The organism is Pseudoxanthomonas wuyuanensis (assembly GCF_900215535.1).
Classification (GTDB): Bacteria; Pseudomonadota; Gammaproteobacteria; order Xanthomonadales; family Xanthomonadaceae; genus Pseudoxanthomonas_A; species Pseudoxanthomonas_A wuyuanensis.
The window spans coordinates 1-24729 of the sequence record NZ_OCND01000011.1 but is presented as its reverse complement, the minus strand read 5'-3'; the positions used below and the strand labels follow the sequence as shown (position 1 = coordinate 24729).

Genomic DNA, 24729 nt, shown 5'->3' with positions numbered 1-24729 from the left:
GGCTTCGACAGGAGAACGGATCCGCCAGCGACGGCCCAGCGAACCCACCAACACCGGCTTGGCGCCGCCCGAGCTCCGCGGGCAGCTGGTGGTGCCGCAGTGCCAGAACGTCCCGCTCCGGCGGTATCGCCGCCGGCCTTGCGGCAATCAGATCTGGAACGGCGGCGGCGTGCCGGAAGAGCGCATTGCCTGCTGCGCAGTGGCGCAGCGGGCAATGCGGCGGAGCCCCGGCTGCCGATGAACAGGATTACCTGGCAGCGGTGGCGGTGCTGGCAGGCCCCGCGTAGGCGACCAAAACGACGCGGCGGTTGCCGCGCCCCGCCTCGCCCACTGCGCCCGGGTGTACCTGCCGGTTGCTGTCTTCCCCGTAGCTCACCGCCCTGACCTGCTGTGCGGACAAGCCGCCGCTGCTGACCAGATAGTCGCGGATCGCGTCGGCGCGCTTCTGCCCCAACCGCTTGTTGAACGCGATAGAGCCTGCCGGGTCGGTGAATCCTTCCACTGTGATCAGCGCGTCGGTGTGGCTGCTGCGGATAACCCGGCAAGGGCGCACAGGGATTTGAAGTCGTACTCAGGAAGCGCTGCCGCGTGAATTTCACGTAGTAAATCTTTACGCTGCGTGAAATTCCCAAACGTGCGGTTCACGCTCAGTGTCATCACCCAGCTGAATTACGGAGCATCAGCAACGACGGGCCCATCGGGGAGGGGAAGGCGCAGGACTATGCCAAGTGGGTAGAAGCTCCCTCTGGCAAACTGTTCCCAGTGCCGATGGCCATCCACACCGACCCGGCCATAATGCCGGTTATCAGCCAAAGTCGCGGCAGTCAGCCACAGACTTTGCTGGCGTGTCCAAACTTCTGGATTCGGAGCGGGGTCCTGCGAAATACTCCAAGACAACTCGCGCCAACTCCTTTGAATGGCATTACACACCGTAGGGTCTGCACCCAGCCTGCGCCAGCACTTCCAACGAAAACGCTACCAGGAACGGCAGTCGTTTCCCTCAACAGAATAATCGGTAACCAGCTCCGATTCCGGATCAACGAGTACGCGAACCAGGCATTTGTACCGATAGGTCACCGGAGCGATCTCTTGCTGAATCAAAAGGCCATTCGGCGCGCGGCTGGTCGTACTTCCCACCAGCTCGTTTCTCACATTCTCACGGTATGAATACCATTCGTGAACCATGCCGGCCTCGGTTTGATAGGACCTGGTTGGATATCCCAGCGTAGAAACAGCCGCCCCGACGGGCTTTCCCTTGAGCCCTTTGATTCTCATCCTTTCCGTTATTTCCGGCAGCGTCAAGCAGCCCGCAAGAATGGCCGGAAAGCAACAAGCGATTACTATTCTTATAATCCCTTCACCGAACATTTCTGCCTCCTTGCTGTCAATCGAACACGAACGCGGAGGCGCGACCATTGCACCTCCGCGCCCATATGGTCTGCTGTTCGTCAAACCACCATTACCCGACGCTGCTCGCGCTCCTGTTGCTCCTGCGGTGCCTGGTTCAAGTTCTCCTGTTGCAGTTGCCGGGTGCTTTGCTCCAGCGGTTGCGACACCGCCTGCGCCTTGTCCACATAGGCCCGGTTCTGCACAGGGTCATCCATCCGCCCTTGCACCGCAAACAAACCCGTGCCCTGCGTACTCGCCACCACGTGGTCGATGCGCGTCAGCCCGCTGACACGGGCATCGAACACCAGCGTGCCAGCGGCGTTCTCCAACTCCTGGCGATTGTTGAATGCCTGCGGGCCCAACTGCTCCAGCCCTTTGACCGCCTGCTGGTACATGGCATGGTTGGGGTGCAGCGGGTCGGACAACAACGGCATCTGCCCGGCCCTGCCCAGCGCCCCAAGTGTCTGCGGGCCGACAATGCCATCCACCCTCAGCCCGTTGGCCTGCTGGAAGGCCAGCACCGCTTCACGGGTGCGCGGACCGAAATCGCCATCGGCGGCCAGTGCGTTGCCCTGCGCATCGCGGTAGCCCAGGCGGTTTAGGGTGTCCTGCACATGGCGAACATCGTCGCTACGCGAACCCTCCCGTAGAACAGCTCCGGTTGCACGCGCAGCAGAATCGGCAGGCAACAGGCCAGGTGAATCGTTCGATTGCGTACGCTCGCCCGACGTGGTAACCGCCCGCCAGGCATCGCCGGGCGACATGCCGCGGTCGATGTTCGTCCGGTAATCGGTGCGCATCTGGTTCAGCGCTTCGGCCGATTGCTCCGGAGTGATGCTTGCCCGGTTGGCGCCGCCGTAATAGCTTCTGCCGTCCTTGTCGGGGTCGCCGAAGCTGGCCCATTCCATCGCCATCGCCCGCTGCGCAGCGTGCAGCGTGGCGCCAGGCTTGCCGGTGATGTAGTCATGCACGGCGGGCCGCTTCTGGACGATCAAGTACTCGGAGAAGATCCGGTCCTGTAGTTCCGGAGTGAAGCGTTCGTTCGGATCCAGGCCCAGTGCGCGAACGCCACTGTCCATCGTCGAGGGGATGATTTGGTACTTGCCCACAGCGAACAGCCTGTCGGGATCGCGGCGCGGCAGGTGCTGCAGTTCCTGGACCTGTCCCAGCGTCAATTGCGAGAAGTCGATCGGGCCATCGCTTCCCCGGATGCGTTCCCTTCCATCGGCGCCGACATAGGTGCCGCGGTTGTAGGCGTTGTAGCCGGCGGCGCCGGATTCGCCGCGCCTCATCAGTTCGAGCAGAGGATTTTCGCTCATGTAAAACTCCATTTTCTGTCAAGTTAGTTGGATGGTTGTCCTGAAGAAACTTCATCCAGAATCTTCTTCAGCCATGGCGAACCGACTTCCGCCAGTCCGCACTCCGTATCAGGCCCTTGCACAACCTGATCCGTTGCCGGCGCTTCTTGCGCCGAGGCGCTTGCTGGCTGCCGCCCGCAAGCTCCATACCGCTGCCTCCTCGCTGCTCAGGCGTCGCCGGCCGCTCCGGGACGCCACAGAATCAAGGAGACGAATCTTTGGAGAAACTCCATCTGGAAAGCTGCAACCGCGAGTCCTCCCCAGACACATTCCAATCCTCAATCATCCCGTAACCAGTTGCCTCCAGGCTTTCGCCACTGGCATCGTGCCGGAACCGCACCATGCAGCGACCATCGCCACTGCATGCGCTCAACTCGGTCATCTGGTCGCAGACTTTGCAGGTGGCCAGGTCGGGATCCTGTGAGCACACGGCATCGTGGTTTTCGCCGACGACATTGGCTTTGCATTGCGCATCGGGAACGGGAGTCCAGCCCTGCGCCAGCACCTGCTTGCGAAAATCCGCATAGGCCATGCCGGCCTGCAATACCGCTTCTAGCGCTGTACCAGCGGCCTGGGGCTTGCTTTCGTCCATTGCAACACTCTCCGATACAGTGGGTTGACCCGAAACGGGCGCGTTCGCGACCGCATCCTCGCTGCCCGCCGGCGGCTGACCGCGGCATGCGGATAGCAGTAAAGCTGCCAACAGAAAAAGGACTGCTTCCAATTTCATATACTTCCTCCATGAGATTCAAAATGTGCGCGCAATCTCGTGCTAAACCTAATTTTTGACATAACCAGGCATTCACCTCTTTTCAGAACTATGCCCGACGCCGACGCTGTCAGGCATGGAACAAGCCGTGATTTGATCCCGCACATCTTGGAAGAACGATGTCGGTCCTGAACCAAAAAGCCTCACCTCATTGGCGACAGCCAGCCAATCACCAATGGAAACAAGCAGCTACAGCAAGATCATACAATCCAGCCAGCAATCATTGCTGCCTAATAGGCTGCTTAAATACTGTTTGACGATCCCAAAAATGTCGCGTCACTCTCCACAAACATCATCCAACTCATTGACTGCTGGTTCGAGCGCCGTCTAAAAATTTCCAGGAGGCGGCAATTTCAAGGTGCCCGAACAGTATTTCAGCAGCCTGCTAACGCTGCAGGTAAATTTAACGAATGGTCTCGCGATAAACGCAACGTTGGAAACATTGCCGTTCAGTGAGCATCTGAGCGGCCGCCATCGTCTACGCGCCACCGATGGACATTGCAGTCCAGGCATCGCCAGCGTCCTACCCGCACTGTCTGCACCAGTACCTCGTCCTATCCCACCAAACACCGAGTGCGCAGTGAACTGACCCAACACGCACTGGAAGAACAAAGCTCTCATGCTTGATTAGCTTGATAGATCACTCACAAATAACTCCCTTAACCACCTGACCTAATCTACCTCCGGGAACTTCGTAGCTACCTAATACGCTCCGCAAGACTGCATGCAGAATAGTAAACGCGACAATTGGTGTCTTCCTCAACACAGCTACTAACACCTAGATGTGACGCCTCAGCTATCGTAACTGCCGCTCGAACAAAGTACACACTGTCACCCGTAACAAGCGCAACACACTGGTTGCGATACGCCATGTCTATCTTGCACGCCCCCCCTCCCTTACTTCTGCACTCTGCCAACGCAGCCTTCTCCGCTTTTCGTTTGCTCCCCATGCCCGTTGTAGCACCAAGAATTCCGCTAGGTCCGTCGGCCGCGATGGCACCCCATCGATCTATCCAAACCTCCTGAGGCGAAGATTGTTGCTGCCCATACGTCGAATGCAATGGTGATGTGGAACTGTCAGGAGGAATACAAACACCGTTGACGGCGGGCATCCCACCACAGTTCTGAGCGTAGATGGATCCGCTCACGAACAACAAGCCAGAAGCAAACAAACCTATTGATCTCATCTTACGTGCCCCTTTTCGCCTGAGAGTTCCTTCTAACCACATCCTGGCTAGACGATGCTGAACTCGCGTAAGCGCCGGTGGGGGATGAATTGTTAAAGCCGCTGGGCTGCCCTGTAGGCGGCTGACCAGTGTGGGCCGGCGCACTGGCAGGACTATACCCAGGCATCCCTGGCGTCCTACCCGCAGAGTCTGCACCAGTCCCTCGCCCAATCCCACCAAATGCCGAGTAGGCAGTGAACTGTCCCAACATGCCCTGGAAGAACGAAGCTGCCATCGGCGGAGCCATCACGATCAATGTCGTCAACACCAGCCCCAGTCCACCCTGTTGCAATGCCATGCTGTTGACCCCCTCGGTACTGGAACCCAGGAACTTGCCCACCCGGAACGAACCGGCCACCGCCAGCACCATGTCCAATGCAATAGCGACCATCACGCTCAGCACCGCCAGCGGAAACATCGTGCCTATGCCGTAGAACAACCACTTGCTGAACAACTGCTTGGTCTGCTCGAACATGAGACTGAGGATGAAGATGGGCCCAAGCCCCACGAACAGGGCCATCGCCACCTTGTTCAGCAGCAACATGGAGCCGGCTAAGACGGCCGGGCCGGCGATACCGGATGCGACGAACCCGCTTGCGGGCGTGGCGTGCTCGGTGGACTGCACGAGAACTTGCCTCCCTGCATCCGAAATCGACGGACCGCTAAACCATCATCACTCGCCGCTGCTCGCGCTCCTGCTCCTGTTGCGGCGTCTGATTCAAGTTCTCCTGCTGCAGTTGGTGGGTGCTTTGTTCCAGTGATTGCGATATCGCCTGCGCTTTGTCCACATAGGCGCGGTTCTGCGCTGGGCCGTCCATTCGCCCTTGCACCGCAAACAGGCCCGTACCCTGCGTACTGGCCACCACATGGTCAATACGTGTCAGCCCACTAACCCGCGCATTAAATACCAGTGTGCCTGCCGCATTCTCCAACTCCTGGCGATTCCGGAAGACCTCAGGACCCAACTGCTCCAGCCCTTTGACCGCTTGCTGATACATGGCGTTGTTCGGGTGAGCTGGGCTGGACAACGATGACGTCTGCCCGACCGCCTTCAAAGCATCAAGTGTCTGCGGTCCAACCACTCCGTCCGCCTTCAATCCATTGGCCTGCTGGAACGCCAGCACCGCCTCCCGGGTACGCTGGCCGAAGTTACCATCCATAGCGAGCGTATTGCCCAAGGCGTCGCGGTAGCCGCCACGGATAAGTGCCTCCTGCAAACGGGCGACCTCCTCACCGCTGACGCCTTGTCTAAGCAGTCCTTCGGTTGCTGAGTGCGTTACATGGGGCAGCGCTGTCGATACGCGAACAGCATCGCTTGGACCTTCCAGCGCTTGAGCCTGTGCGATCGCACGCTGCATCGTGAGACCATTGAAAACACGGACCAAACTGCCAGCGTATCCTGGGTCCGTGGCATAGCCAGCCTTTTGCAATGCAGCTGCCTCTTTAGCGAGATCACCTTTGGTACCCTCATCGAACAAGCCTGCACGGGCATAGCGCGGATTGTCCCGCAGGAATTTGACGCGATCCCTCAAAGCCTCTTCATACGAGTCATACACTCGAAAAGGTTCGTCATGCCAGACCTTCTTTCCACCTTCAATCTCCCAAACATTGAAAGTCTTGGTCGGCCCGTCCCAGCCTCCGTGTGCCTTTATACTAAAGATGTTGTTCGTACCCGCCAGCTGACGTTGACCCCAACCGGTTTCCTGCGCAGCCTGAGCCAGTATCAGCTCCCAGGACATGCCAGTTTCCTGAGCTACTTTGCGAGCCGCCGGATAGAGCTCCGCAATAAACTTTTCCTTGTCGTTCATTTCTATTTCCTTTAAATATTAACGTCAAAATCAATGCGCGCAACGAATGAAAAGATCTGCTCGGGCGCCGCCATCAACTTATAGTGGCCACTGACCTGAAGACTACCATTTGCGATCAGGATAAAATTGGAGACTTCCTTTTCCACCCAAGCCGAGTACGCAGCATGGACATCGGATACAGCAACGGATTGGCTAGAGACAACCTTCCCGCTTGCGCTTTTCAATCTGACTACTTCAAGCATCGTCTGCGAAAGCGACTGCACTGACTGCGTATCGGCCTGAACCAGCACGAACAAGTCCGGCCCGGAAGCCACGCAATGAGTTGCCCGCGCCTGGTAGAAATCCATCGGCAGGGCGATAGCATTGCGCCAGAGTACCGCACCATTTCTGTCAAGCATTTCGACCGCAGGGCGCTGCTGCATGCCATCTTCATCGATCAGGATTCCTGTGCTGCAAAGCTGCCCATCTTTCAGCTTGGTCGATGCATAGCTCACATATGACACCCAGTCATCTGAACTTGCCTCAGCATCCATCTTTGCATCCTCTTGAATGGCCTGTCCGAGCGAAAGAGACGCTCCAGAGTCTCTCGGACCATCCGGGCCAACTTCCATTGGCTCCCCCTGCCGACAGGCAACAAGAAATATCAGCAGCATAACAAACCCAAGCAATTTAAAGATTATCATCCTTAAGCAACTAACCTACAGGTAAAAAATATTCATCGAACTCGCCTTGCCAGACTGCAAGCGGAGTAGTGCACTCGGCAATTCGAATCCTTGGCACTGCATTTCTCTATTCCAACATCTGACGCCAAGCCAATGGAAGCGGCGGTTTGAACTATATATCTAGAATCTCCAGAAACGAGCACTACACACTGATTGTGGTAAGACATATCAACCTTGCATGCCTTACCCCCCCTTTCTCGACATTTCAGCAACGCTGCTTTTTCTGCCTTTCTCTTGCTAGCCATACCTGTCGCATCACCTAGAATTCCCAACGAGCCATCAGCTGCGACGGAACCCCACCCATTTGCGAATACCGGGGCCGGAGCCGCATGTCCGGAGCGGGCGCCACCATGCGTAGAATGTAACGGCGAAGTGGGACTGTCCGGAGGTATACAAACGCCATTTACCGCAGGCATCCCACCACAGTTCTGAGCAGTTACTTCTGTCATGAGAACTAGAAGCGAAAAAAATAGAAAAGTCTTGTTCTTCATCTAGGTATCTCGTGATGGCTTTGAAGTTGTTCTGATTGCATCCTGTTGTACGTGCGAAGCGCTATAAGCACTACTTGAAGCAGGCTTTGCAAATCCACTTGACTGGTCTCTCGTAGATTTCTGCACTTGTTCGGGAGAGTATGTGGGACTATACCCCGGCGTTCCCGGCGTCCTACCCGCACTGTCTGCTCCGGTGCCTCGCCCAATCCCACCAAACGCCGAGTAGGCGGTGAACTGGCCCAGCATGCCCTGGAAGAACGACGCGGCCATCGGCGGGGCCATGATGATGAGGGTGGTCAGCACCAGGCCCAGGCCGCCCTGTTGCAGCGCCATGCTGTTGATGCCCTCGGTACTGGAACCCAGGAACTTGCCCACCCAGAACGAACCGGCCACCGCCAGCACCATGTCCAATGCAATGGCCACCATCACGCTCAGCACCGCAAGAGAGAACATCGTGCCTATGCCGTAGAACAGCCATTTGCTGAACAACTGCTTGGTCTGCTCGAACATCAGGCTGAGGATAAAGATGGGCCCCAGCCCCACGAACAGGGCCATCGCCACCTTGTTCAGCAACAACATGGAACCGGCCACGACCGCAGGACCGGCGATACCGATCCCGGTGAACCACAGGTTACGTGTCTTGGCGCTGTTGACAATCTCGCTGCCCCCCACGTGCAACTGGTCGATGCTGCTCATGGCCAACTGCATATATCCCAAGCTCTTGTCGATACTGTCGTAGGCGTCCTTGTCCTTGCCGGTGACGACGTGGGTGATTTCCCTGCTTACATCATCGGTCAGAAACTTGAAAATGGAAGAACCGCCGAACGCCATGCCGGTGGCCAGGCCGATGATGAACACCGAACGCAGGGAGTTGGTCACCAAGGCCATCATCGGTTCGCGCGACTGGCCGGTGGCAATGCGATAGCCCTGGATCATGATCCATAGCGTCATAAGAGTAAGCACGATGCTGCCTACCCAACTCATGGTCCTTCCCAGTAGATTGATGCCGAACTCGTCTATCTCATCCTTGAGGAACTCGTTGATCTCGCGGAAGAAGAAAAGATTGCTGGTGTCGCTCAGCAGTGCCGATGGCCTGATCCAGGCCAGCACGTTGCTCGTATCCATGAGATTTTGTATAACGTCCATCTGCCTGTTATCCTGCCCGTCGCCTGATGGCGCAGCCTGCGCTGCGAATCGCGAGTGAAGATTTCATCCGGTATTGCTCAGCGCTCTCGGGACTTGGCGGCACGCAGCGCCGCTTTCAGCGTCACGCCTTGCGCCACCGTTCCCCATATGCTCTTCTTGCCCTGCATTGCCATCATGGCCAGACGCTGCTGATCCTCCTCCAGGGCCTGGATGTAGGCGTCATAGCTTTCAAGGACCGTCTTGGAGTACTGCATGTCCACCTGGTTATGCGCTACGAAAAGCTGAATCTGGTTGCTGCTTGAGTTCATCTTTCCCTCGCTGGTTCCGATGCCGAAGCGATCATTGTTGATGTCTTCAAGATTATTGGCGCGCGCTTCAACATTCTTCAGCAGCCTTACCATTTCGTTGTACTTCTGGTTTTTAAGCATGACGATCTGCTGGCAGCGCATGAGTTGCTGTGCGGAAATATCATCTTCGTCATTCACGGCTACAAGGTTCCACAGATCCGAGATGCTCGGCAGGCCGGAGGTGCCAGGGCATTCTTGGGCCATGCCGTGATCGAGCGCGCGTTCCTTGAACTCCATGTTCATTCCAATGGAATGCATGCGAAACATCATGCTCAGATCGGCAAGTTGCTGCCGATAGTGCTGCAGCTGCCTCATATACTGCGTGGCATCCTGGCCTACCGCCTTCACCGCTTCTATCCGGCTCATCAAATGACCAATCATGGTCTGGATGTTGTGGATGGCATCGTGAAAGACGACCGCCTGGGCGTTGCCGATGACAAAGCAACTCAGCATCAGCACCAGTATCGCCTTTTTCAGCGCAGCCATTTTCCTTGATCCGATCGATTTGCGCGCGTATTTCATGGGAAGTCTCCTGGTTGTTACCGCGTCAGTCCGAACGTTCATTACGCCGCCACCTCTCTTCGAAGCCCATCCTGTGCACTGGAACTCCTGCCGGATCCCTTGCGCCGGGCATAGAAATCCTTGAGCCATTGTTCCGGGCTAAGCTGATCGACTGCTACGCCCTCATGCAAGGCACGCTCCGCCAGCACCTCATGCATGATTTCGATATTGTCGGTGGAAGCCGAGATGACCGCGAGCGCGTCGTCCAGGCCGCGAAGGTTGAGCTGGCATACGGTTGATGCGTGACCCTGCTTGACCATGAAACAGCGTGAACGCTCGTCCAATCCCACCACCACTTGGTATTCCGCCTCGGTCAGTTTCAGGCCATTGATATAGTCGTCTCGGCTGGCGTTGGGATTCGGCAGCAGAATCAGGGTGGCGGTCTGTTCGATAAGCGCCGCCGAGATATCGCTTGCCAGGGCATCTTCCGGGCTCTGGGTGGCGAAGATGCCCAAGCCGTTCTGCTTACGAATGGTCTTCTGCTTGTTCTTGGCGAACTCCTTTAGCCCCCCCTTTCCGTCGAGAATCTTCCAAAACTCGTCCATGACGTAAATCAACGGGCGCCCGTCGATCAACGCCTCCAGCCTGTGCAGCAAGTAATTGATAACCGGCACCCGGACCTCGGGGTTGTCGATGATGTCGGTGTAGTCGAACCCAACGATGTTGGCCTTGCTTAGATCGATGGTGTCGACCGGATTGTCGAAAACCCAACCGAACGAATTGCCTGCTGTCCACCTGCGCATACGGGCGAACAAGCCGTCGTCCCCCATGTTGGGCAGACTCTTCTGGAAGTTGGTCATGTTTCGCAAGCGCATCGGCGTGTCCAGCATGTTCTCTACGGCTCGGAAGATGTCCTCTTCCTCGCGCGACGTATAGCTTGGCTTACCAGCAAGCACCTTGATCAGATCGGCCAGGAACTGGACATTGGCCTCGTTACGTTCGCAATGGAATGGGTTGAAGCCGGTTGGCTGCCCACTCTCAAGCGCCATATAGTTGCCGCCGCAGGCGCGGACGAATATTTCGGCGCCGCGATCCTTGTCGAAGAAGAATATGGTCGGAGATGGCTTGAGCTTCTGCACTTGGCTTAGCAGAAAGTTGATCAGCGCCGTCTTGCCGGTGCCGGACTTCCCTATAACCATGGTGTTGGCAATGGCCTTTTCGCCGAGTGAGTTCTCGGCAGGATGCGTGGCGTGGAAGTTGAAGTAGTACGGCTGGCCATTGGTCGTTTGCAGCGTGGTCACGCATTCGCCCCAAGGATTGTTTTCCTTCTTTCCCGATGCAAAATTGTGCAGTGGCGACAAGCCCAGGAAGTTCAGCGAACTGACATTGGCCAGCCGCGTCCTGTACTTCCAGTTCCCGGGCAACTGCGAATAGAACGATGCCGACACCGCAAGATCTTCTTTCGCGGACACGAACCCGGCATTGGACAGTTCCGCTCGAGCGGCTGCGATATTCTGGGAAAGCTTTTCCTGGCTGTCGGCGTACAGACTCAATGCAAAGTGGTACTCGCCCAGCACAAAGTTCCCCGATGCCAGTTGGTCCATCGCGTAGTCGAGTTCGACGATCTGGCTGACTGCCTTGTCGCCAGATGAGATCATCATGCCTTTCGTTCTGTCCAGGACCTTCAACGCATCCTGCCGTCCCATCGGACTGAAGGAATGGGTGATGACGTACTCAAAGTCGAGGTACTTCAACCCATTGAGAATCCCCGGATATGTCCCGTCAGTGTACTCCTTGATGTTGAGAATCGCGCCGAAGTGGTTTACCCCATTTGGAGTGTTGATGATGAAGTCGCCTGTCTTGGCCGAGAACATGTGACGGCTGACCGGCAGGTAGTCGTAGACCGGCGCGGACAGCACGGGCACCGGCTCGTCGATACGATTGAGCAGATAACCAAAGAACTCGAGCGTCTCGGAGAAGACGATGCCGTTGCTTGCCTCATACATTCCGAGCCGGTATGGAGAATAGTCCTTCAGTACCGCTTCAACGTTGCCGGCCAACTCCTGGAGCTTCGCGACGGCCTGGTCCTGCTCCGCCTGTAGCCGCGCGGCATCCGCCGACCTTTCGACAAAACGCTTCCCATCGACGACCGGGCGATAGAGCATCGTCAGATACAAATCGTTCTGCATGATCTTCTGTGAGGACAGCGAGCTGAAGTATGCGTCCGACAACTGTTGATTGAAGGTATGCTCAAACTCGCTTTTCGTCCTGATGCCGCGGCGGCGGCGGACATCGTGAACCCAGAATGCGACGTTGACGAAATCGGGCGCACGCAGCGTCTGCAACATGCGGTTGAACGTGTTGTGGCGATGCTCAATTTCCCATTCTTCACGTCCAACGAACGGCAGCCCGCCCAGATGCCAGACCAGAAGGAAATCCCCGCCGCGGGTCTTCACCACAGAGGGCGAAACATGGCTGGACAGAGGGATGAACTCGCTGATGGGGACGTCCGGGTTAAACATAGTTGCTAGTCGCTCTTAGTCGCACTGTTTCGCTGGGCAACAAAAGTCCGGGCAGAACCGTCTCGGACAATCAAGAAAACTCCCCGAGCGCCAGATATGGCGCTTCGGGGCTTTCGGCTGCGGTTCCAGCTTACTCATGCCTCGCAGGCTTCTCTCGATAGGCATTGGGCGAAAATACCCATATACCGTCATGCTCCTTGAGATTCCTGATTCGAAACCTGAACTGCCAGCGCAAGCCTAGCAGGCGAAATATCATCTCGTCCCGACGAGCCATCTGCCGCATCACGAAGATCACGACAGGAATGAGACCAAGGAACATGAAGTTGGTATACATCGCCAGCAGCAGGCAGCCCCCTGCCCCGATAAAGAACGGGATATAGGGAACGCCCATGAACATGGCCGGGCGTGTGCAGCCCCGGAAGAGCACGTTCTTATGCATAGTGCATGTACAGGCCATCGATCAGCATTGCCGTGCAGTCGGTTGCCTCGGGCAGTAGCATCTTGGCTACCTGGCCCGCGGCGCCGATCAGCAGTCCGCCAATCAGAATCGGCGCCACATCGGCAATGCGCTTATGAGCAAAGGCGATCTGGTAGCCCGCGAAGATGATCGCGATGGTAACCACGGCAATCGACGCCATATTGAGCAGGCCGTTGACGTTGTCAAAGAATCCGCAAACCTTGATATCGGTACCTGCAAAATCGCCTCCTTGCGCGAACGCTGGTGATGCGATGACAGCGGCCAGCACCGTTGCCTTCCATAGCGCCGAAACCACGTTCTTTGCCTGAATCGCCGTAGCCTTATGCGTCATCTTGTTCATGAATCTCTCCTTGTGATGATTTGAAACGAAGGTTTGAGAGGATGCTCCCCCGGGAATGCGTTGGCGCTGTCGGCCAACGCTAGAAAACAAATGCCTCGTCGATGGCGCGGCGTGGATGTTCTGTCTGCCTTGCCATCGAACCGTCGCTTTCCGTGGTCGGTTGACCTGGTGCTGAAGTGGCGGCGAACGCGCCGACGCTTGCCGCCGGCACATGTCCCCCTCCAATAGCAGAGGTCGCCAATGACGTCGACGGCCGGGCGGTCTGCGCCATCGGTGGCAGGCGTTCTGGTGGCGCCGGCACGGCAGCGGTGTCTGCGATGCGCTGCTCAACTGGCGGCAGGGACGACCTTGACGGATAACGGGTTATCTCCATCTGCCGTCTCGACGGTTTTCCAACTACTGCGATCGCGCCGACCCCAGTCCCTTCTCTGGTATCTTGGTTGCCGTTGATGGACGCATATACCTTCTGCACATAGCCGTGCCGATATCCGGTAACGAAATTCCCAGAGTAGTAGCAGCTGAACGACTTCCCCCAGTCCCCCCCCGAGCGCCCGTAGCATTCGGCCAGAATGCGGGATCCCGCCTGCAGGTTTGGGCATACATCGAACGCCTTCTCGTAGGAATCCAACCCGTACTTGCTCAAGTTGTAGCGATTGACCTGCGCCAACCCCAATGAGAAGTTGTAGCCTTTGCTCTCCAGCATGCGTACGGTCGCCAACGCTTCCGGCAGCGTCTTTGGCTGCCGGACCAGACGACCCCCAACCACTCCGATAGCAAAGCGATTGTAAGAAGATTCGACTTTCACGACGTGATGCATGACTTCTCCCGGCACGGATAGTCCGTTGCACCCCATCAGTTCCATTCCAGGTAGCATGTCATTGCCTCCAAACCGCATCATCTGCACGTGACGACTGCGAAAGCATCGCGTTTGCGACGTCCAAGTTTTCTTGCGAAAAAACGAGACATAACCATCACTCGGAAAATGTGCGCTCAGGATTGAAATCAATTCCTGTGATGTAGCGCTTTCCTGCGTGCGCCTTGATATGAACAAGAATGTCGATTGTCATCATTAGCAAGCGTTTGATGGTGGCAAATTCAAGGCCGGCACCTTCCGCCGATGCCTTGACCATCAAGGCAAGCTGATCCCAGGTCTGTGCGGTGTTGCCAGCGTGGCAGCTGGTAATCGACCCAGGATGTCCCGATGCGCAATTGCGTATGAAGTAGAAGGACTCGTCGCCGCGCAACTCCGCCAGGATGATGCGATCCGGCTTCATGCGCAGGCAGGCCTCCATGCAACTTTTAGCCGTCACGTTGCTCATGCTCTGCCCTCCCTTGGAGTACAGCAGATGCACTACGTTTGGCTGGCTGATGAACAGCTCGCGAGCATCTTCTATGGTCACCAATCGTTCGCTGTCAGGGATGTGATTGACCAACGATTTCATGAAGGTTGTCTTGCCGCTACCGGTTGCCCCGGAAACCACAATGTTCTTTTTGTAGGCGACTGCTTTCCTGAAGAACTCAGCGTAGTTGCGAGAATAGCGCAGCTCCAACAGCTCGCGGTCATGATCGCTGAGCGCATGGGTCTGCTCGAGTATCTGTTCGAAGAATCCATCTTCGTAGTACTGGCTCAGCGTCTTGGTATGCTTGGACGGCAGGCGGATGGTGATGGACACCTTTCCCGAGTCGCAGGCAGGAGGGATTACGAACTGGGCGCGCTGGCCTGTCGGAAATGTCAGCGAAACCACGGGATCGGTATCGGTGATGCGTTGACCGGTATTGCTTTCGTTGACGACGGCGGTGCAGAACTGCCGGGCGCGTTCGAAGTTAAGCGTGGACACCTCGACCCGCCGCCAACCGCTCGTCGTTTCCAGGTAAAGCTCGCCCGGCTTGTTGATGCAGATCTCCGTAACTTCCGGGTCAGCCATGTACTCGAGAATTCCGAGCACATCGTACTGATACTCCAGAAACTCATTGGAGACTCTTGCGACCGGGGAGGATTCCATGTCCATGGCTGGTGCGCCGCTACTCAGTACTGGGCCACGACGGCGGAGAAATCCACATCCTTGGCGACATAGACATTCACCATGGTGCCCTGGTTTATGGTCACGGTTGGAGGCCGGCTCATGTTGCGATCCAATGCTTGATTGGCCAACCGCTCCATGGTCCTGGCCGTTGCGCTCTCGTAGGGCGACTGGACCGCAAGGCCGCTTCCGGTAATGGTCGTGGTCTCTGGCCCATGCTCGGCGGCTGCATACTTGAAGGCGTCGCTTATCATGCTGATCAGCAAGGCCGAAGAAATCTTGCTACCCCAGTGAGCGTCATAGTGACCGGAGTAGCCCGCTCCTCCCAGGTTGTCTACACCCGGACTTGACATGGCCACATCGATTCCATTTGGCGTTGTGATGCGGTCCCAGATTACCGCGACTCGCGGCACGCCGCCCAGCCCGGAAGCGTACGAACCCAGAATCTTCGAACCTTTTGGCAGCAGCAGGTTGCGGCCGTTGATTGAGTAGACCGGCTCGGTAACGATGCACGACGTAAAACCGGAGATGTCAGTCACGATCCGCGTTTCGAGTATGCAGCGGATGTAGGTCCCCCTGACAAGCAGGGTGTTAGGCCTCTGGATGAAACGCGCACTGGTGACCACTTCTGCAGCCGCCGCCGTGGCCGATTGCTCTGCGCCGACGCCCTGCTGGGCCTTCAGGCTGGCAAGGACCGCTTCGGTGTACGGGTCATTGGCTTCCGAAGAGCTGCCGTTCTCCTGGACAATTCGCCGTTCAATCAGGCTGGGGCCGCGTGGCTGCTCCGGATAATCGCCTGCAGTCGGGGGATAGGCTGGCTGCAGCCGCTCCGGCCCCGCTGGCAATGGAGGCAACGAAGGTTCGGCCGCCACCACGGCGATAGGCTGCGCAGGCGGTTGGCTGACCGGCGAGGTTCTTGGCAGCTCTGGGATTACCACCGTTTCTTCCCGCGGTTGCCGAGCCTGCTCATCGCTGCTGGACGTGGCGTTCCTCAGCATCAAGATCACCGCCATTACGAGCAGGGCCACGATCCCTGCCAGAAACACCAGCGCTTTGCGGTTAAGCCGCTGCATATCGCTGGATTTCAGCGCGGGTGCAGCGGCATCAAGGTCTGGCGCCGGCGCCGCCTGCTGCCGCGCATAGTAGGGATTGGAAGCGACGTCGCCCGGTTCACCGTCACGGTTGGCGTAGCCCTCATCGCGTTGATTGGCATCGGACTCAGGGGACTGGCCGGGGGGAATATTCTGGTTCATCTCTGCTTGTTCCTCCGCAACCCAACGACGTTCTTTCCATGACGGACAATCAGGTATGGGTAGGTCCCGTGAACGATAAGGGTGCTGTTCTCGACCGTGGTGTTGACCACGAAATCCTCATCGTTCTCACGCTCTCGTCCAAACACCGCCGGAAAGTTTCCAGTGGGGAACTTGTGCATATCATTGAGCTTGATATAGGTGAACTGGCCATCGTCATAGACGTTGGCAGGTATCAACCATGACCGTTTGTTGCGAGACGAGTAGTCGTAGTCGAAGTTGTACACCCGGTTCTTCTCCAGCGTTGTACTGAGCTCCCGGACTTCCTCCTCCGGCGCCGACTTGCTCGCGAACTCGATGTCGCTCGGATAACGGAACGCAATCTTGTACTGAACGCCGGCGGCCTTGGCCTGTTCCAGGGTTCTCCAGTCCGTCGCCACCACCTTCAATTCGAAGATGTACGAGTTTGTCGCCGTGCGAATCATCATGTTCGTATCCACGTCGACGTTCTTCGGCTTCAGATAGAAGACGTTCTCGCGCCTGGTCAGCTCCCAGCCGCTGCTGAACCCCGTGCTGTAATCCAGCACTTGCTCCGATGGACTCAGCTCGATCTGAGTGGTGATGCCAAGCCCGGTCCGCACCTGGTAGACGCGGTTTGCCTGATACTCGTACTCATCAACCACCTGAGCGGATGCCTGTCTGCACAGCCCGGCCAGGACGAATCCTAGTATCGCTCCGGCCAGATGGAATCTTGTAAGGCATTTCATCTACAGCTAGCTCCGTTAGCGTTGCGGGACGACAGGTGCCGCCGGGCTTGTTGCTTCCGGCACGACTCCAGGAGGAGCCGGAGCAGCAGGCAACGCGGCATCTGGGTTGTTGAACATGGCAGGGTCTGGTTGCGGCGCCATACCCTCCGCAGGCGGCGGCGCCTGTCCGGGACCGATCTGTGTTTGAGTAGCTGCTTGCATGGACGCTTCCGTTTCCAGCGGCGGCATCGCTGCGTAGTCGCTGTCCACGCGATAGGCAGTCACCTGAAAGCCAAGCGGGTTTTCGATGCGATCGTTCTCGCTCATCTTCAGGTTTGTCTTGTAGGTGAACGCCATCGTAACGATCTTGCTATCGAGCGGCCGCGATACGCCGGTGGCCTTGTCGTAGACGCTGCGCTGTATGCGTACCGTCGCCCCCTTGGGTGCCACGCCCTTGCCACCGCCCTCGAAGACGATGCTGAGAATCTTGACGCGGATGGCGCGCGAACTTCCGTACTGCGCGTACGGGCTGTTGGGATTGTTTCGCGAGTGCAGCGCGGTATAGCCGGACGCCACTTCCGGTGTCGACATCGTGTAGACGGTGGTCCAATCGCGCAATGTCAGCAATGCGATATCGTAGGATTCGCGCGCCAGGACGAAGTGCGCCACATTGCTGCGATTAATCGCTTCGCTGGCAGTGATGCTGTTGTTGACGAAATCCCCCTGCAACCTGGCGACTGTGGCATTGCCCGAGTAGGCATCAGCCATCACCAGGTAAGGGATCTTCTCCTTCAGCGGAATCACGTAGAAATACCCCCCCGCCAGGATCAGCGACATGACCAGCGAACACCATGCAACCAGCCAGGCACGGCGCTCACTGCGCCGGGCGATGTCGGCGATCGTTAGTTCGAAGTTGACCGCTTTGGCAACGGCACTTTCCACTTTCGGCGAATCTTTGTTCTTTCCAAACATCTATCGGCATCCATAACGACTTGATCGCATCGACAACTTCGTCATTCCATCGACCTACGCCTGCGCTGCGTGCCCCAATTTGCCAGACCGCTACTGCGCCTGCACTGGCTCTGCCATCCGAACGATGAGCTGGTTGCCGCTCACCGACACCGAGACCTGCTGCTGCGCATAGACCTCGCTCAACTGCGAGGCGGCGTAGTTCAGATCGCCGGTGTGGATGGCGGCCACCGGCGAGTGCAACCTGAAATCAGAGGGATGCAGGTACGACAGCGTCATCCCGGAATCCTTGGCCCATCGGTCCAGCATGTTTTTCAATGTGCCGTCCATCGGCGATGCCTGATAGACGTAGGACTGATAGAGCGGAATCGCTTCCGTGGCCGACGCGAAACGGTTGACAGGCCGCCATCGCCCGCCGAAATCGGGTGCCGGCGGTGTGGCACAGGCAGTAAGCAGGAGCGACGGAACCAGCGTCCAGACGGCAACGGCGGACTTCGAAATGCACTTCACGCATTTCCCCTTTCTTGATGAAGATTTCGTGATGGCCGTACGGTATGACGACGCCGGAACGCAACCGGCCTGCAGCCGAGAGGGTCGCAATGGCGGACGGCATGTCTTGTTGTTCGATGCTCGCCGGTTGGCGGAGCGCGCGCCCGGCTGAGCTTGGCACGTAGTTGTAAGTGCTTTTCCTTGCATACCTTCGTCCTGACTCCTGTCGAACTCAATTTCATTCAAATTATCGAGGGGCCTTGTGACAGGACATCGAATCCTGAAGGGCGCCAACGACGACCAGACAACTTGAATGAACCCCAAGCAGAAGCTATCGCGATGACTTTCGTTGGGTCAAGCAGGATTACGTGTCGAGTTTTTTTTTGCAATACGCCTCACACATTTCCATCAGTGGACGGCAGAAAAAAGCCGCTTCTTAACAATTTCGTGTACGTAAATGAATTTACTATCGACAAACATGAGCCGCCGTTTGCCATTGCAGCGCATCTTCAGCTTTGGCTGCACCGGTGAATCCCTTTGCGTTCTCTGATGCCTGCAATATTGCTATTCGATGAGCGACCGACCCAGATGACGCTTCTGGTAGCAGCATCTGGATCGCACGCGAGCGGCAAGGGGAGGAATGCCGGCAATAGGCAAGACCCCGGGGTAGTGATGCCATAAGAAGTCGGCAGCAGAATCCAGTGCCACATGGTGGGTTCTTGCCTGCTGACGGCATCGCCCTTAACCGGTTCAGACCGGTTCGAAAGTTGCTGGCGGCGTCTTTTGCTCTGTTCAAGGACATGGACTCCGATTCCAACATGCGAGGCAATATGGACAACGACAGGGTAGTCATGATTGAGTTCGCTCTCCTAAGATGTTGCCGGCTGCTGGCGGCAATCTGGCCCATCGGTGCCTGACCCGCAGCGGCACCTGCGGCCTGGCCAGCAACGGCATGGCCATACCTCAAGAACAAGGAACTGTTTTTAAGATGAATTCCAGACTGAAATTCGCCTTCATCGTCGGCGGGCTACTGCTGGCGCTGTTCGCGGGACTATGGCTTTCCGGTGCAATGACGCTCTTGCTTCTGGGAATGTCTGTGCCGACCAAACTGACCACATTTATTGAGTATTGGCGCGCGATCGATCTGCCCCAGGTACAACCGTACGCCACAAAGATAAAGGTTGGTGGCATGGTCGGATTCGGCATACCGTTGCTGACCTGGGCCGTTTCACTGTTCCTGTTCCTCAAGCCAAAACGAAAGTCCATTCATGGCGATGCCCGCTTTGCAAACCACGGCGATCTGAGCAAGCTCGGCCTGCTTAAGGATGACCCAACGGGCATCATTGTCGGCAAGACGGGTGGCCATTTCCTGCGCTTGCCCGGCACTCGTCACGCCTTGTTGGCTGCGCCGACCAGAAGCGGCAAAGGCGTCGGTGCGGTCATTCCCAATCTGCTCAACTTCAAGGGCTCGATGGTGGTGCTGGACATCAAGCAGGAGGCTTTCGATATCACATCCGGCTACCGTGCAACACTGGGGGACGTATTCCTGTTCAATCCGTTCGCTGAGGACCTGCGCACGCATTGCTGGAACCCGCTGGCCTATGTGCGTCACGACGGCCCCTATCTCACTCCCGACCTTCAGGCGATCGCCGACTGCCTTTACAAGGAATCGCCCGGACAGGACCCGTTCTGGAACAACCAGGCGCGCGCCTGTTTTGTCGCCGCGGGCCGTTTTCTGTTCGATCGGCTGGCGTGGGAAGTCGAGAACGGCTGGCCGCTCAAGCGCACCAACCCTACGCTCGGCGGCATCTACCGTCTGCTTTCCGGCGACGGCGGCGACCTGCAGGAGTATCTGCAGCGCCTGATGACTCAATCGGGAGTAAGCCGCGATACCAAGACAGCCTTTGCCAACATCACATCGCTGGCCGAGCAGACTTTTACCTCTGTGATCGCCAGCGCGCAAGCACCATTGCTGATCTTCCTCAATCCGATTCTGGACAAGGCCACTTCCAGCAACGATTTCTGGTTGCCCGATCTTCGCCGCAAGGCAATGAGTATCTACGTGGGCATCTCGCCCAACAAGCTATCGGAGGCCAGCGGCATCCTTAACCTCTTTTTCAATCAGGCGATCAAGCTCAACACCGATCAGACGCCGGACAAGGATCCCTCGCTGAAGCACCAATGCCTGTATCTGTTGGACGAGTTCACCAGCCTTGGTCGGGTGGATGTCATGGTCGATGGCGTTTCGTATTTCGCCGGCTACAACGTACGGGTGTTCTGCGTCATCCAATCGCTGTCGCAGCTGGACGCCGTCTACGGCGCCGACAAGGCCCGCAGCATGGTGACCAATCTGGCATGCCAGGTGGTCTATACGCCAAGAGAACAGCGGGATGCCAACGAGTACAGCGAGATGCTGGGCTTTACCACGGTGCGCCGACGGCAGCGCACGCGCTCGCACGGCCAGGGCGGTAATGTGTCCTATACCGAAATCGAGGAGAAGGTCGAGCTGATGAAACCGCAGGAACTCAAGGCGCTCAGCCCTGAGGAGGAAATCGTGTTCATCGAAGGTACGCCGCATCCTATCAAGTGCAGCAAGATTCGCTACTACAAGGACCGCTTCTTCACTTCCCGGTTGATGGAGCCGGTGACGGTGACGACGTTGGAGATCTAACAATGAACCGCCTGCCTCCGATTTCCCACCAGTATCACTTCGCCAGTGCCGCTGCCAACCTGGGAAGTCACATGGCCCCGAATGTTCCCTCACCAGCTACGACTGCGACATTGGAATGAATCCCCATGACGAAAGTGATGACGACATTGATCCACGCATGAAGCTTCGGGCCAATGCAGGCGACAAGCTGCATGATCTGTATCTGCGGCGCGATCTGGAGATCATCAACGGTCGAACTGCCAGCGAACTGGGGTCGCTGCCTTCCGGCAGCCTGCCGGTTGCGCCGCGACGCAAACCCAATCTTCCGGCTTCGCTTCCAACATGCCGCTGCCGATGAAGGCCGGCCATCAGGAGAACGAGACGATGGATCTCAGAGCGATGGCCGTTGCGGCCAGCGTGGCGTTGGCTGCCTGCGCGCCGGTGCAGGACTCCCCCGGTTCTGACGAAAAGGCGGATGAGAAGCCCTTGCGCAAGCTCAATCCGAATCCGCAACGCGCCTACACCGTCACGATGAAGATTGAGGGCGCGCCGGGGCCGTTTGCGGTGGTTGAGGGTGTGGCGCACTACGAAGTAGAGAACCGAGAATGTGGCCGCTACTTGAAATTCGCCGGCACATTCCCGCGCATGACCAGTTCGGAGACGTTCGAGATGACTCGGATATCGGAGAACGAGTACCGGGGCATGGTGTACGCCGACCTGATTCTGGATGAGGATTATTTCGGAAGAGGTGTGTGTCGATGGAAATTCATAGGCATGGATGGGTTCCTACGCGCCACGGCCGATGAGCGTGACACAAGGTTTCGTCCAGGAATGAATGACGATGAAGTCTATGCACAGAAGTCCGAGACGAAACATTTTTGGAGCGGCTATTACCCGCGAGCAAACTCTGAAAATTTCGCAGAGTTTGGCGACAGAACGCTGGATACAGTTCCAGAAGACAAGCATCATGAATTCTTTGCCATCACCCTCAGTTCCAGGGAGGTGCAGCCATGAGCATGACCCCCCAGCAGTACGCCGGATTGGCAGATGCAGGCTACAGCAATGAGTACAAGCCGGGCACTTATCCGTCAGGAAAAGAACCGATATTTGAATACGAAGGAATCGAGTACAAAGTCCTCGAGCACACCATCAATCCCTTCAATGGCTACCAGGGCACCATCTACCAGCGCCAGGACACCGGCGAGATCATCTTCGCCCATCGCGGCACTGAGCCTGACCAGGGACTTGGCCAGATTCTGCGGGACGGCACATTGACCGACGGCGCCATGGTGGCAGCTCGCTTCAATCCGCAGACAGCAGATGCCATCGCGTTGACCAGGCGGGCACTCGACTACGCGGAACAACAAGGTAGAAAGCCCGGCGGCCAGGCCCCCGAAGTCACCGTCACCGGCCATTCCCTGGGCGGCACCCACGCGCAGATCACCGCGCACCAGTTCGGCCTGCGCGGTGAGACCTTCAACGCTTATGGCGCCGCCAGCCTGGGCAGCCGCATACTCCAGCATGCTGTCACGCCAGCGGTGACAAGGATGCTTGAATGAATCGCCATGACGAAAACGATGATGGCATTGACCCGCGCATGAAGCTGCGGGCCAACGCCGGCGACAAGCTGCATGACCTGCAGCTGCGGCGCGACCTGGACATCGTCAACGGTCGAACCGCGAACGAACTGGGGCCGCTGCCGCCCGGCGGCCTGCCGGTTGCGCCACGACGCAAGCCCAATCTTCCGGCCTCCGCTTCCACCATGCCGCTGCCGATGAAGGCCGGCCATCAGGAGAACGAGACGATGGATTTCAAATCGATGGCCGTTGCGGCCAGCATGGCGTTGGCAGCATGCGCGCCGGTGGGCGAATCGCCCCAGTCAGGCCAGGGCAATCGCACTACTGAGACACAGGATGCCGATATGGATAAGCCGTTACGCAAGCTCAATCCACAGCCGAAGCGGGCTTACACCATCACCGTGACTTTGGCCAATGCACCGGGGCCATTTGCATTTGTAGAGGCGGCGGCGCAGTTCGACGTGACCAATGAAACCGAATGCGGCGACTACCTTGAACTACCCGGCGTGTACCCCCGGATGACCACGTTGGAGGTCTTTCCGCTGACCAAGATATCGGACACGGAGTATCAGGGCACGGTGTACGCCGATCTGATTCTTGATGAAGACTACTTTGGCAATGGCGTATGCCGGTGGGAATTCACTACGGTAAGTGTCGCGCTTAAAGCCACCGGAGCCAAAGCGGAGACGAGGTTTTTGCCAGATATCGACGCGAAGGATGTCCTGGCACAAGGAATGGAGACCAAGCATTTTTGGAAAGGAGGATACCCCCGGGATCCTGGCACGTCTTTGGACAATCCTGTGGACCTTGGACAAAGCCAGCGCTCCAGAATGGATCCTGAATTTACAGACGATGATCTCTTCACGATCACTCTTGGCTCCAAGGAAGCGCAGCGATGAACCTGACTAGTCAGCAGTACGCCGCTTTGTCGGATGATTCATACAGCGAAGAATACAAGGCTGGCATGTATCCAGCCAATCAAGCGCCCAAATTTGTATATGAAGGGGCGACCTTCAGAGTATTGGAGCATGTTGACAACAAGCTCAATGGCTACCAAGGCACGATCTACCAGCATATCGATACCGGCGAGATTGTGGTGGCCCACCGCGGTACCGAGCAAATCATGCGTGATGGCGTGATGGTCGATGGTTCAATGGTGCTCCTGCGGGCCAATCAGCAGGCAGAGGATGCGATTGAATTGACTCGGCGCGCGCAAGAGTATGCAAAAGATAGCAAGAAAAACTATGGTCGCGTCCCCGAAGTCACCGTCACTGGCCACTCGCTGGGCGGCACTAATGCGCAAATCAGCGGCCATCATTTCGGTTTGCGCGGCGAAACCTTCAATGCCTACGGGGCAGTGAGTTTAGGCAGGCGAATCCCCGAAGGCGGCAACACCATGGTGAATCACGTCATGGCTACCGACGTAGTCAGCGCGGCCAGCCCTCATTTCGGCCAGGTACGGATCTACGCCACCCCGGAGGAAATCCAACGCCTCGCAGGGCCGGGCGGCTATGCCAATAACACCAGCCAGTTCGATCATCGCAGCCCGCTGGTCGTGGCCGGCATGTCGTTTGGCGCGCACAGCATGCATAACTTTATGAACGTGGACGGGAAGCGGCAACCCGACATGTCGGTGCTCAATCCCCAAGCCCAGCATCTGGCACAAACGTTTGCGCCGATGATCGAGAAGTACCGTGGCGATGTGGAAATGCTGCGCTCCGGCACCACGGTAATGGCCCGTGACCTTGTCGGCCGGGTGAAAGATGCGATTGATTACGCGCGCGGTCCACTGCCCGCAGGCGAACCGGCAGCGCGTGCCGAGCAGGCCGCGGCCCGCAGGCCGAGCTTGCGCAACGGCGCGCCGAATACCAGGAGCAGCGCCAACAGTTTTTTCGCCAACCGCTTCCCCCCATCGACCCGACCGCACCGC

26 protein-coding genes are annotated in these 24729 nt (G+C 57.5%); 6 read left to right on the top strand and 20 right to left on the bottom strand.

The genetic code is table 11. The features are described from left to right. Nucleotides 1–247: 247 nt before the first annotated feature. The 20 genes from CRO39_RS17710 to CRO39_RS17620 form a co-directional block, all read right to left on the bottom strand. Nucleotides 248–553 (bottom strand): OmpA family protein, encoded by a 306-nt coding sequence (locus CRO39_RS17710; RefSeq protein WP_280523258.1) that lies wholly within the window; start codon nt 551–553, stop codon nt 248–250. 422 nt (nt 554–975) lie between these two features. Beyond that, complete coding sequence (locus CRO39_RS20625) at nt 976–1368, bottom strand: hypothetical protein (RefSeq protein WP_141400857.1); 393 nt, start codon at nt 1366–1368, stop codon at nt 976–978. A gap of 80 nt (nt 1369–1448) precedes the next feature. Beyond that, entirely contained in the window at nt 1449–2708 is a 1260-nt protein-coding gene (locus tag CRO39_RS17705; RefSeq protein ID WP_162125958.1) for a peptidoglycan-binding domain-containing protein, read from the bottom strand. 241 nt (nt 2709–2949) lie between these two features. Beyond that, nucleotides 2950–3477, bottom strand: a complete 528-nt coding sequence (locus CRO39_RS17700) for a hypothetical protein (protein ID WP_141400856.1) — start codon at nt 3475–3477, stop codon at nt 2950–2952. A gap of 737 nt (nt 3478–4214) precedes the next feature. Then, nucleotides 4215–4628 carry a DUF4189 domain-containing protein gene (locus CRO39_RS21445; protein ID WP_162125957.1) on the bottom strand — a complete coding sequence of 138 codons (414 nt, stop codon included), beginning with the start codon at nt 4626–4628 and terminating at the stop codon, nt 4215–4217. A 76-nt stretch (nt 4629–4704) separates the two neighbouring features. Further along, entirely contained in the window at nt 4705–5367 is a 663-nt protein-coding gene (locus CRO39_RS21235; protein ID WP_425479734.1) for a type IV secretion system protein, read from the bottom strand. 37 nt (nt 5368–5404) lie between these two features. Beyond that, on the bottom strand, nt 5405–6550 hold the full coding sequence (locus tag CRO39_RS21010; RefSeq protein WP_162125956.1) for an XVIPCD domain-containing protein: 1146 nt from the start codon (nt 6548–6550) through the stop codon (nt 5405–5407). 11 nt (nt 6551–6561) lie between these two features. Then, on the bottom strand, nt 6562–7233 hold the full coding sequence (locus CRO39_RS17680; RefSeq protein WP_097123296.1) for a hypothetical protein: 672 nt from the start codon (nt 7231–7233) through the stop codon (nt 6562–6564). A gap of 32 nt (nt 7234–7265) precedes the next feature. Beyond that, entirely contained in the window at nt 7266–7688 is a 423-nt protein-coding gene (locus CRO39_RS21440; protein WP_425479738.1) for a DUF4189 domain-containing protein, read from the bottom strand. 75 nt (nt 7689–7763) lie between these two features. Then, nucleotides 7764–8888 carry a TrbL/VirB6 family protein gene (locus CRO39_RS17670; RefSeq protein WP_097123397.1) on the bottom strand — a complete coding sequence of 375 codons (1125 nt, stop codon included), beginning with the start codon at nt 8886–8888 and terminating at the stop codon, nt 7764–7766. A 98-nt stretch (nt 8889–8986) separates the two neighbouring features. Next, nucleotides 8987–9778: a hypothetical protein gene (locus tag CRO39_RS17665; protein WP_097123294.1), complete on the bottom strand. Its 792-nt coding sequence runs from the start codon at nt 9776–9778 to the stop codon at nt 8987–8989. 41 nt (nt 9779–9819) lie between these two features. After that, nucleotides 9820–12279 (bottom strand): VirB4 family type IV secretion/conjugal transfer ATPase, encoded by a 2460-nt coding sequence (locus CRO39_RS17660; protein ID WP_097123293.1) that lies wholly within the window; start codon nt 12277–12279, stop codon nt 9820–9822. A gap of 130 nt (nt 12280–12409) precedes the next feature. Next, nucleotides 12410–12718, bottom strand: a complete 309-nt coding sequence (locus tag CRO39_RS17655) for a VirB3 family type IV secretion system protein (RefSeq protein WP_097123292.1) — start codon at nt 12716–12718, stop codon at nt 12410–12412. Further along, nucleotides 12711–13097 carry a TrbC/VirB2 family protein gene (locus tag CRO39_RS17650; RefSeq protein WP_425479733.1) on the bottom strand — a complete coding sequence of 129 codons (387 nt, stop codon included), beginning with the start codon at nt 13095–13097 and terminating at the stop codon, nt 12711–12713. Before CRO39_RS17650 ends, CRO39_RS17655 begins: the two co-directional genes overlap by 8 nt. Nucleotides 13098–13176: 79 nt before the next feature. Further along, the gene (locus CRO39_RS21345) at nt 13177–13959 is read right to left on the bottom strand and encodes a lytic transglycosylase domain-containing protein (protein WP_338015743.1); all 783 of its coding nucleotides are present in this window, start codon (nt 13957–13959) and stop codon (nt 13177–13179) included. 109 nt (nt 13960–14068) lie between these two features. Continuing rightward, nucleotides 14069–15106 (bottom strand): P-type DNA transfer ATPase VirB11, encoded by a 1038-nt coding sequence (virB11, locus tag CRO39_RS17640; RefSeq protein WP_097123291.1) that lies wholly within the window; start codon nt 15104–15106, stop codon nt 14069–14071. A 17-nt stretch (nt 15107–15123) separates the two neighbouring features. Next, on the bottom strand, nt 15124–16371 hold the full coding sequence (locus tag CRO39_RS17635; protein ID WP_097123290.1) for a TraB/TrbI/VirB10 family type IV secretion system protein: 1248 nt from the start codon (nt 16369–16371) through the stop codon (nt 15124–15126). Then, on the bottom strand, nt 16368–17135 hold the full coding sequence (locus CRO39_RS17630) for a TrbG/VirB9 family P-type conjugative transfer protein (RefSeq protein ID WP_097123289.1): 768 nt from the start codon (nt 17133–17135) through the stop codon (nt 16368–16370). Before CRO39_RS17630 ends, CRO39_RS17635 begins: the two co-directional genes overlap by 4 nt. Nucleotides 17136–17150: 15 nt before the next feature. After that, nucleotides 17151–18086 carry a VirB8 family type IV secretion system protein gene (locus tag CRO39_RS17625; RefSeq protein ID WP_097123288.1) on the bottom strand — a complete coding sequence of 312 codons (936 nt, stop codon included), beginning with the start codon at nt 18084–18086 and terminating at the stop codon, nt 17151–17153. 90 nt (nt 18087–18176) lie between these two features. Continuing rightward, a complete protein-coding gene (locus CRO39_RS17620; protein WP_097123395.1) occupies nt 18177–18584 on the bottom strand; it encodes a TcpQ domain-containing protein in 408 nt (135 codons plus the stop codon). A 976-nt stretch (nt 18585–19560) separates the two neighbouring features. On the opposite strand from CRO39_RS17620, the gene CRO39_RS17610 reads away from it, so the two are divergent. The 6 genes from CRO39_RS17610 to CRO39_RS17585 all read left to right on the top strand — a co-directional run. After that, nucleotides 19561–21243: a type IV secretory system conjugative DNA transfer family protein gene (locus tag CRO39_RS17610; protein WP_097123286.1), complete on the top strand. Its 1683-nt coding sequence runs from the start codon at nt 19561–19563 to the stop codon at nt 21241–21243. Between the two features lie 115 nt (nt 21244–21358). Next, on the top strand, nt 21359–21580 hold the full coding sequence (locus CRO39_RS17605) for a hypothetical protein (protein WP_141400855.1): 222 nt from the start codon (nt 21359–21361) through the stop codon (nt 21578–21580). After that, nucleotides 21565–22236: a hypothetical protein gene (locus CRO39_RS17600; RefSeq protein WP_097123284.1), complete on the top strand. Its 672-nt coding sequence runs from the start codon at nt 21565–21567 to the stop codon at nt 22234–22236. The genes CRO39_RS17605 and CRO39_RS17600 overlap by 16 nt, the downstream gene beginning before the upstream one ends. Next, nucleotides 22233–22781: a Tle-like phospholipase domain-containing protein gene (locus tag CRO39_RS17595; RefSeq protein WP_141400854.1), complete on the top strand. Its 549-nt coding sequence runs from the start codon at nt 22233–22235 to the stop codon at nt 22779–22781. Before CRO39_RS17600 ends, CRO39_RS17595 begins: the two co-directional genes overlap by 4 nt. 278 nt (nt 22782–23059) lie before the next feature. Continuing rightward, the gene (locus CRO39_RS21230) at nt 23060–23698 is read left to right on the top strand and encodes a hypothetical protein (RefSeq protein WP_425479737.1); all 639 of its coding nucleotides are present in this window, start codon (nt 23060–23062) and stop codon (nt 23696–23698) included. After that, the coding region (locus tag CRO39_RS17585; protein WP_141400853.1) for a Tle-like phospholipase domain-containing protein at nt 23695–24729 on the top strand (1035 nt) is incomplete at its 3' end. The genes CRO39_RS21230 and CRO39_RS17585, both read left to right, overlap by 4 nt.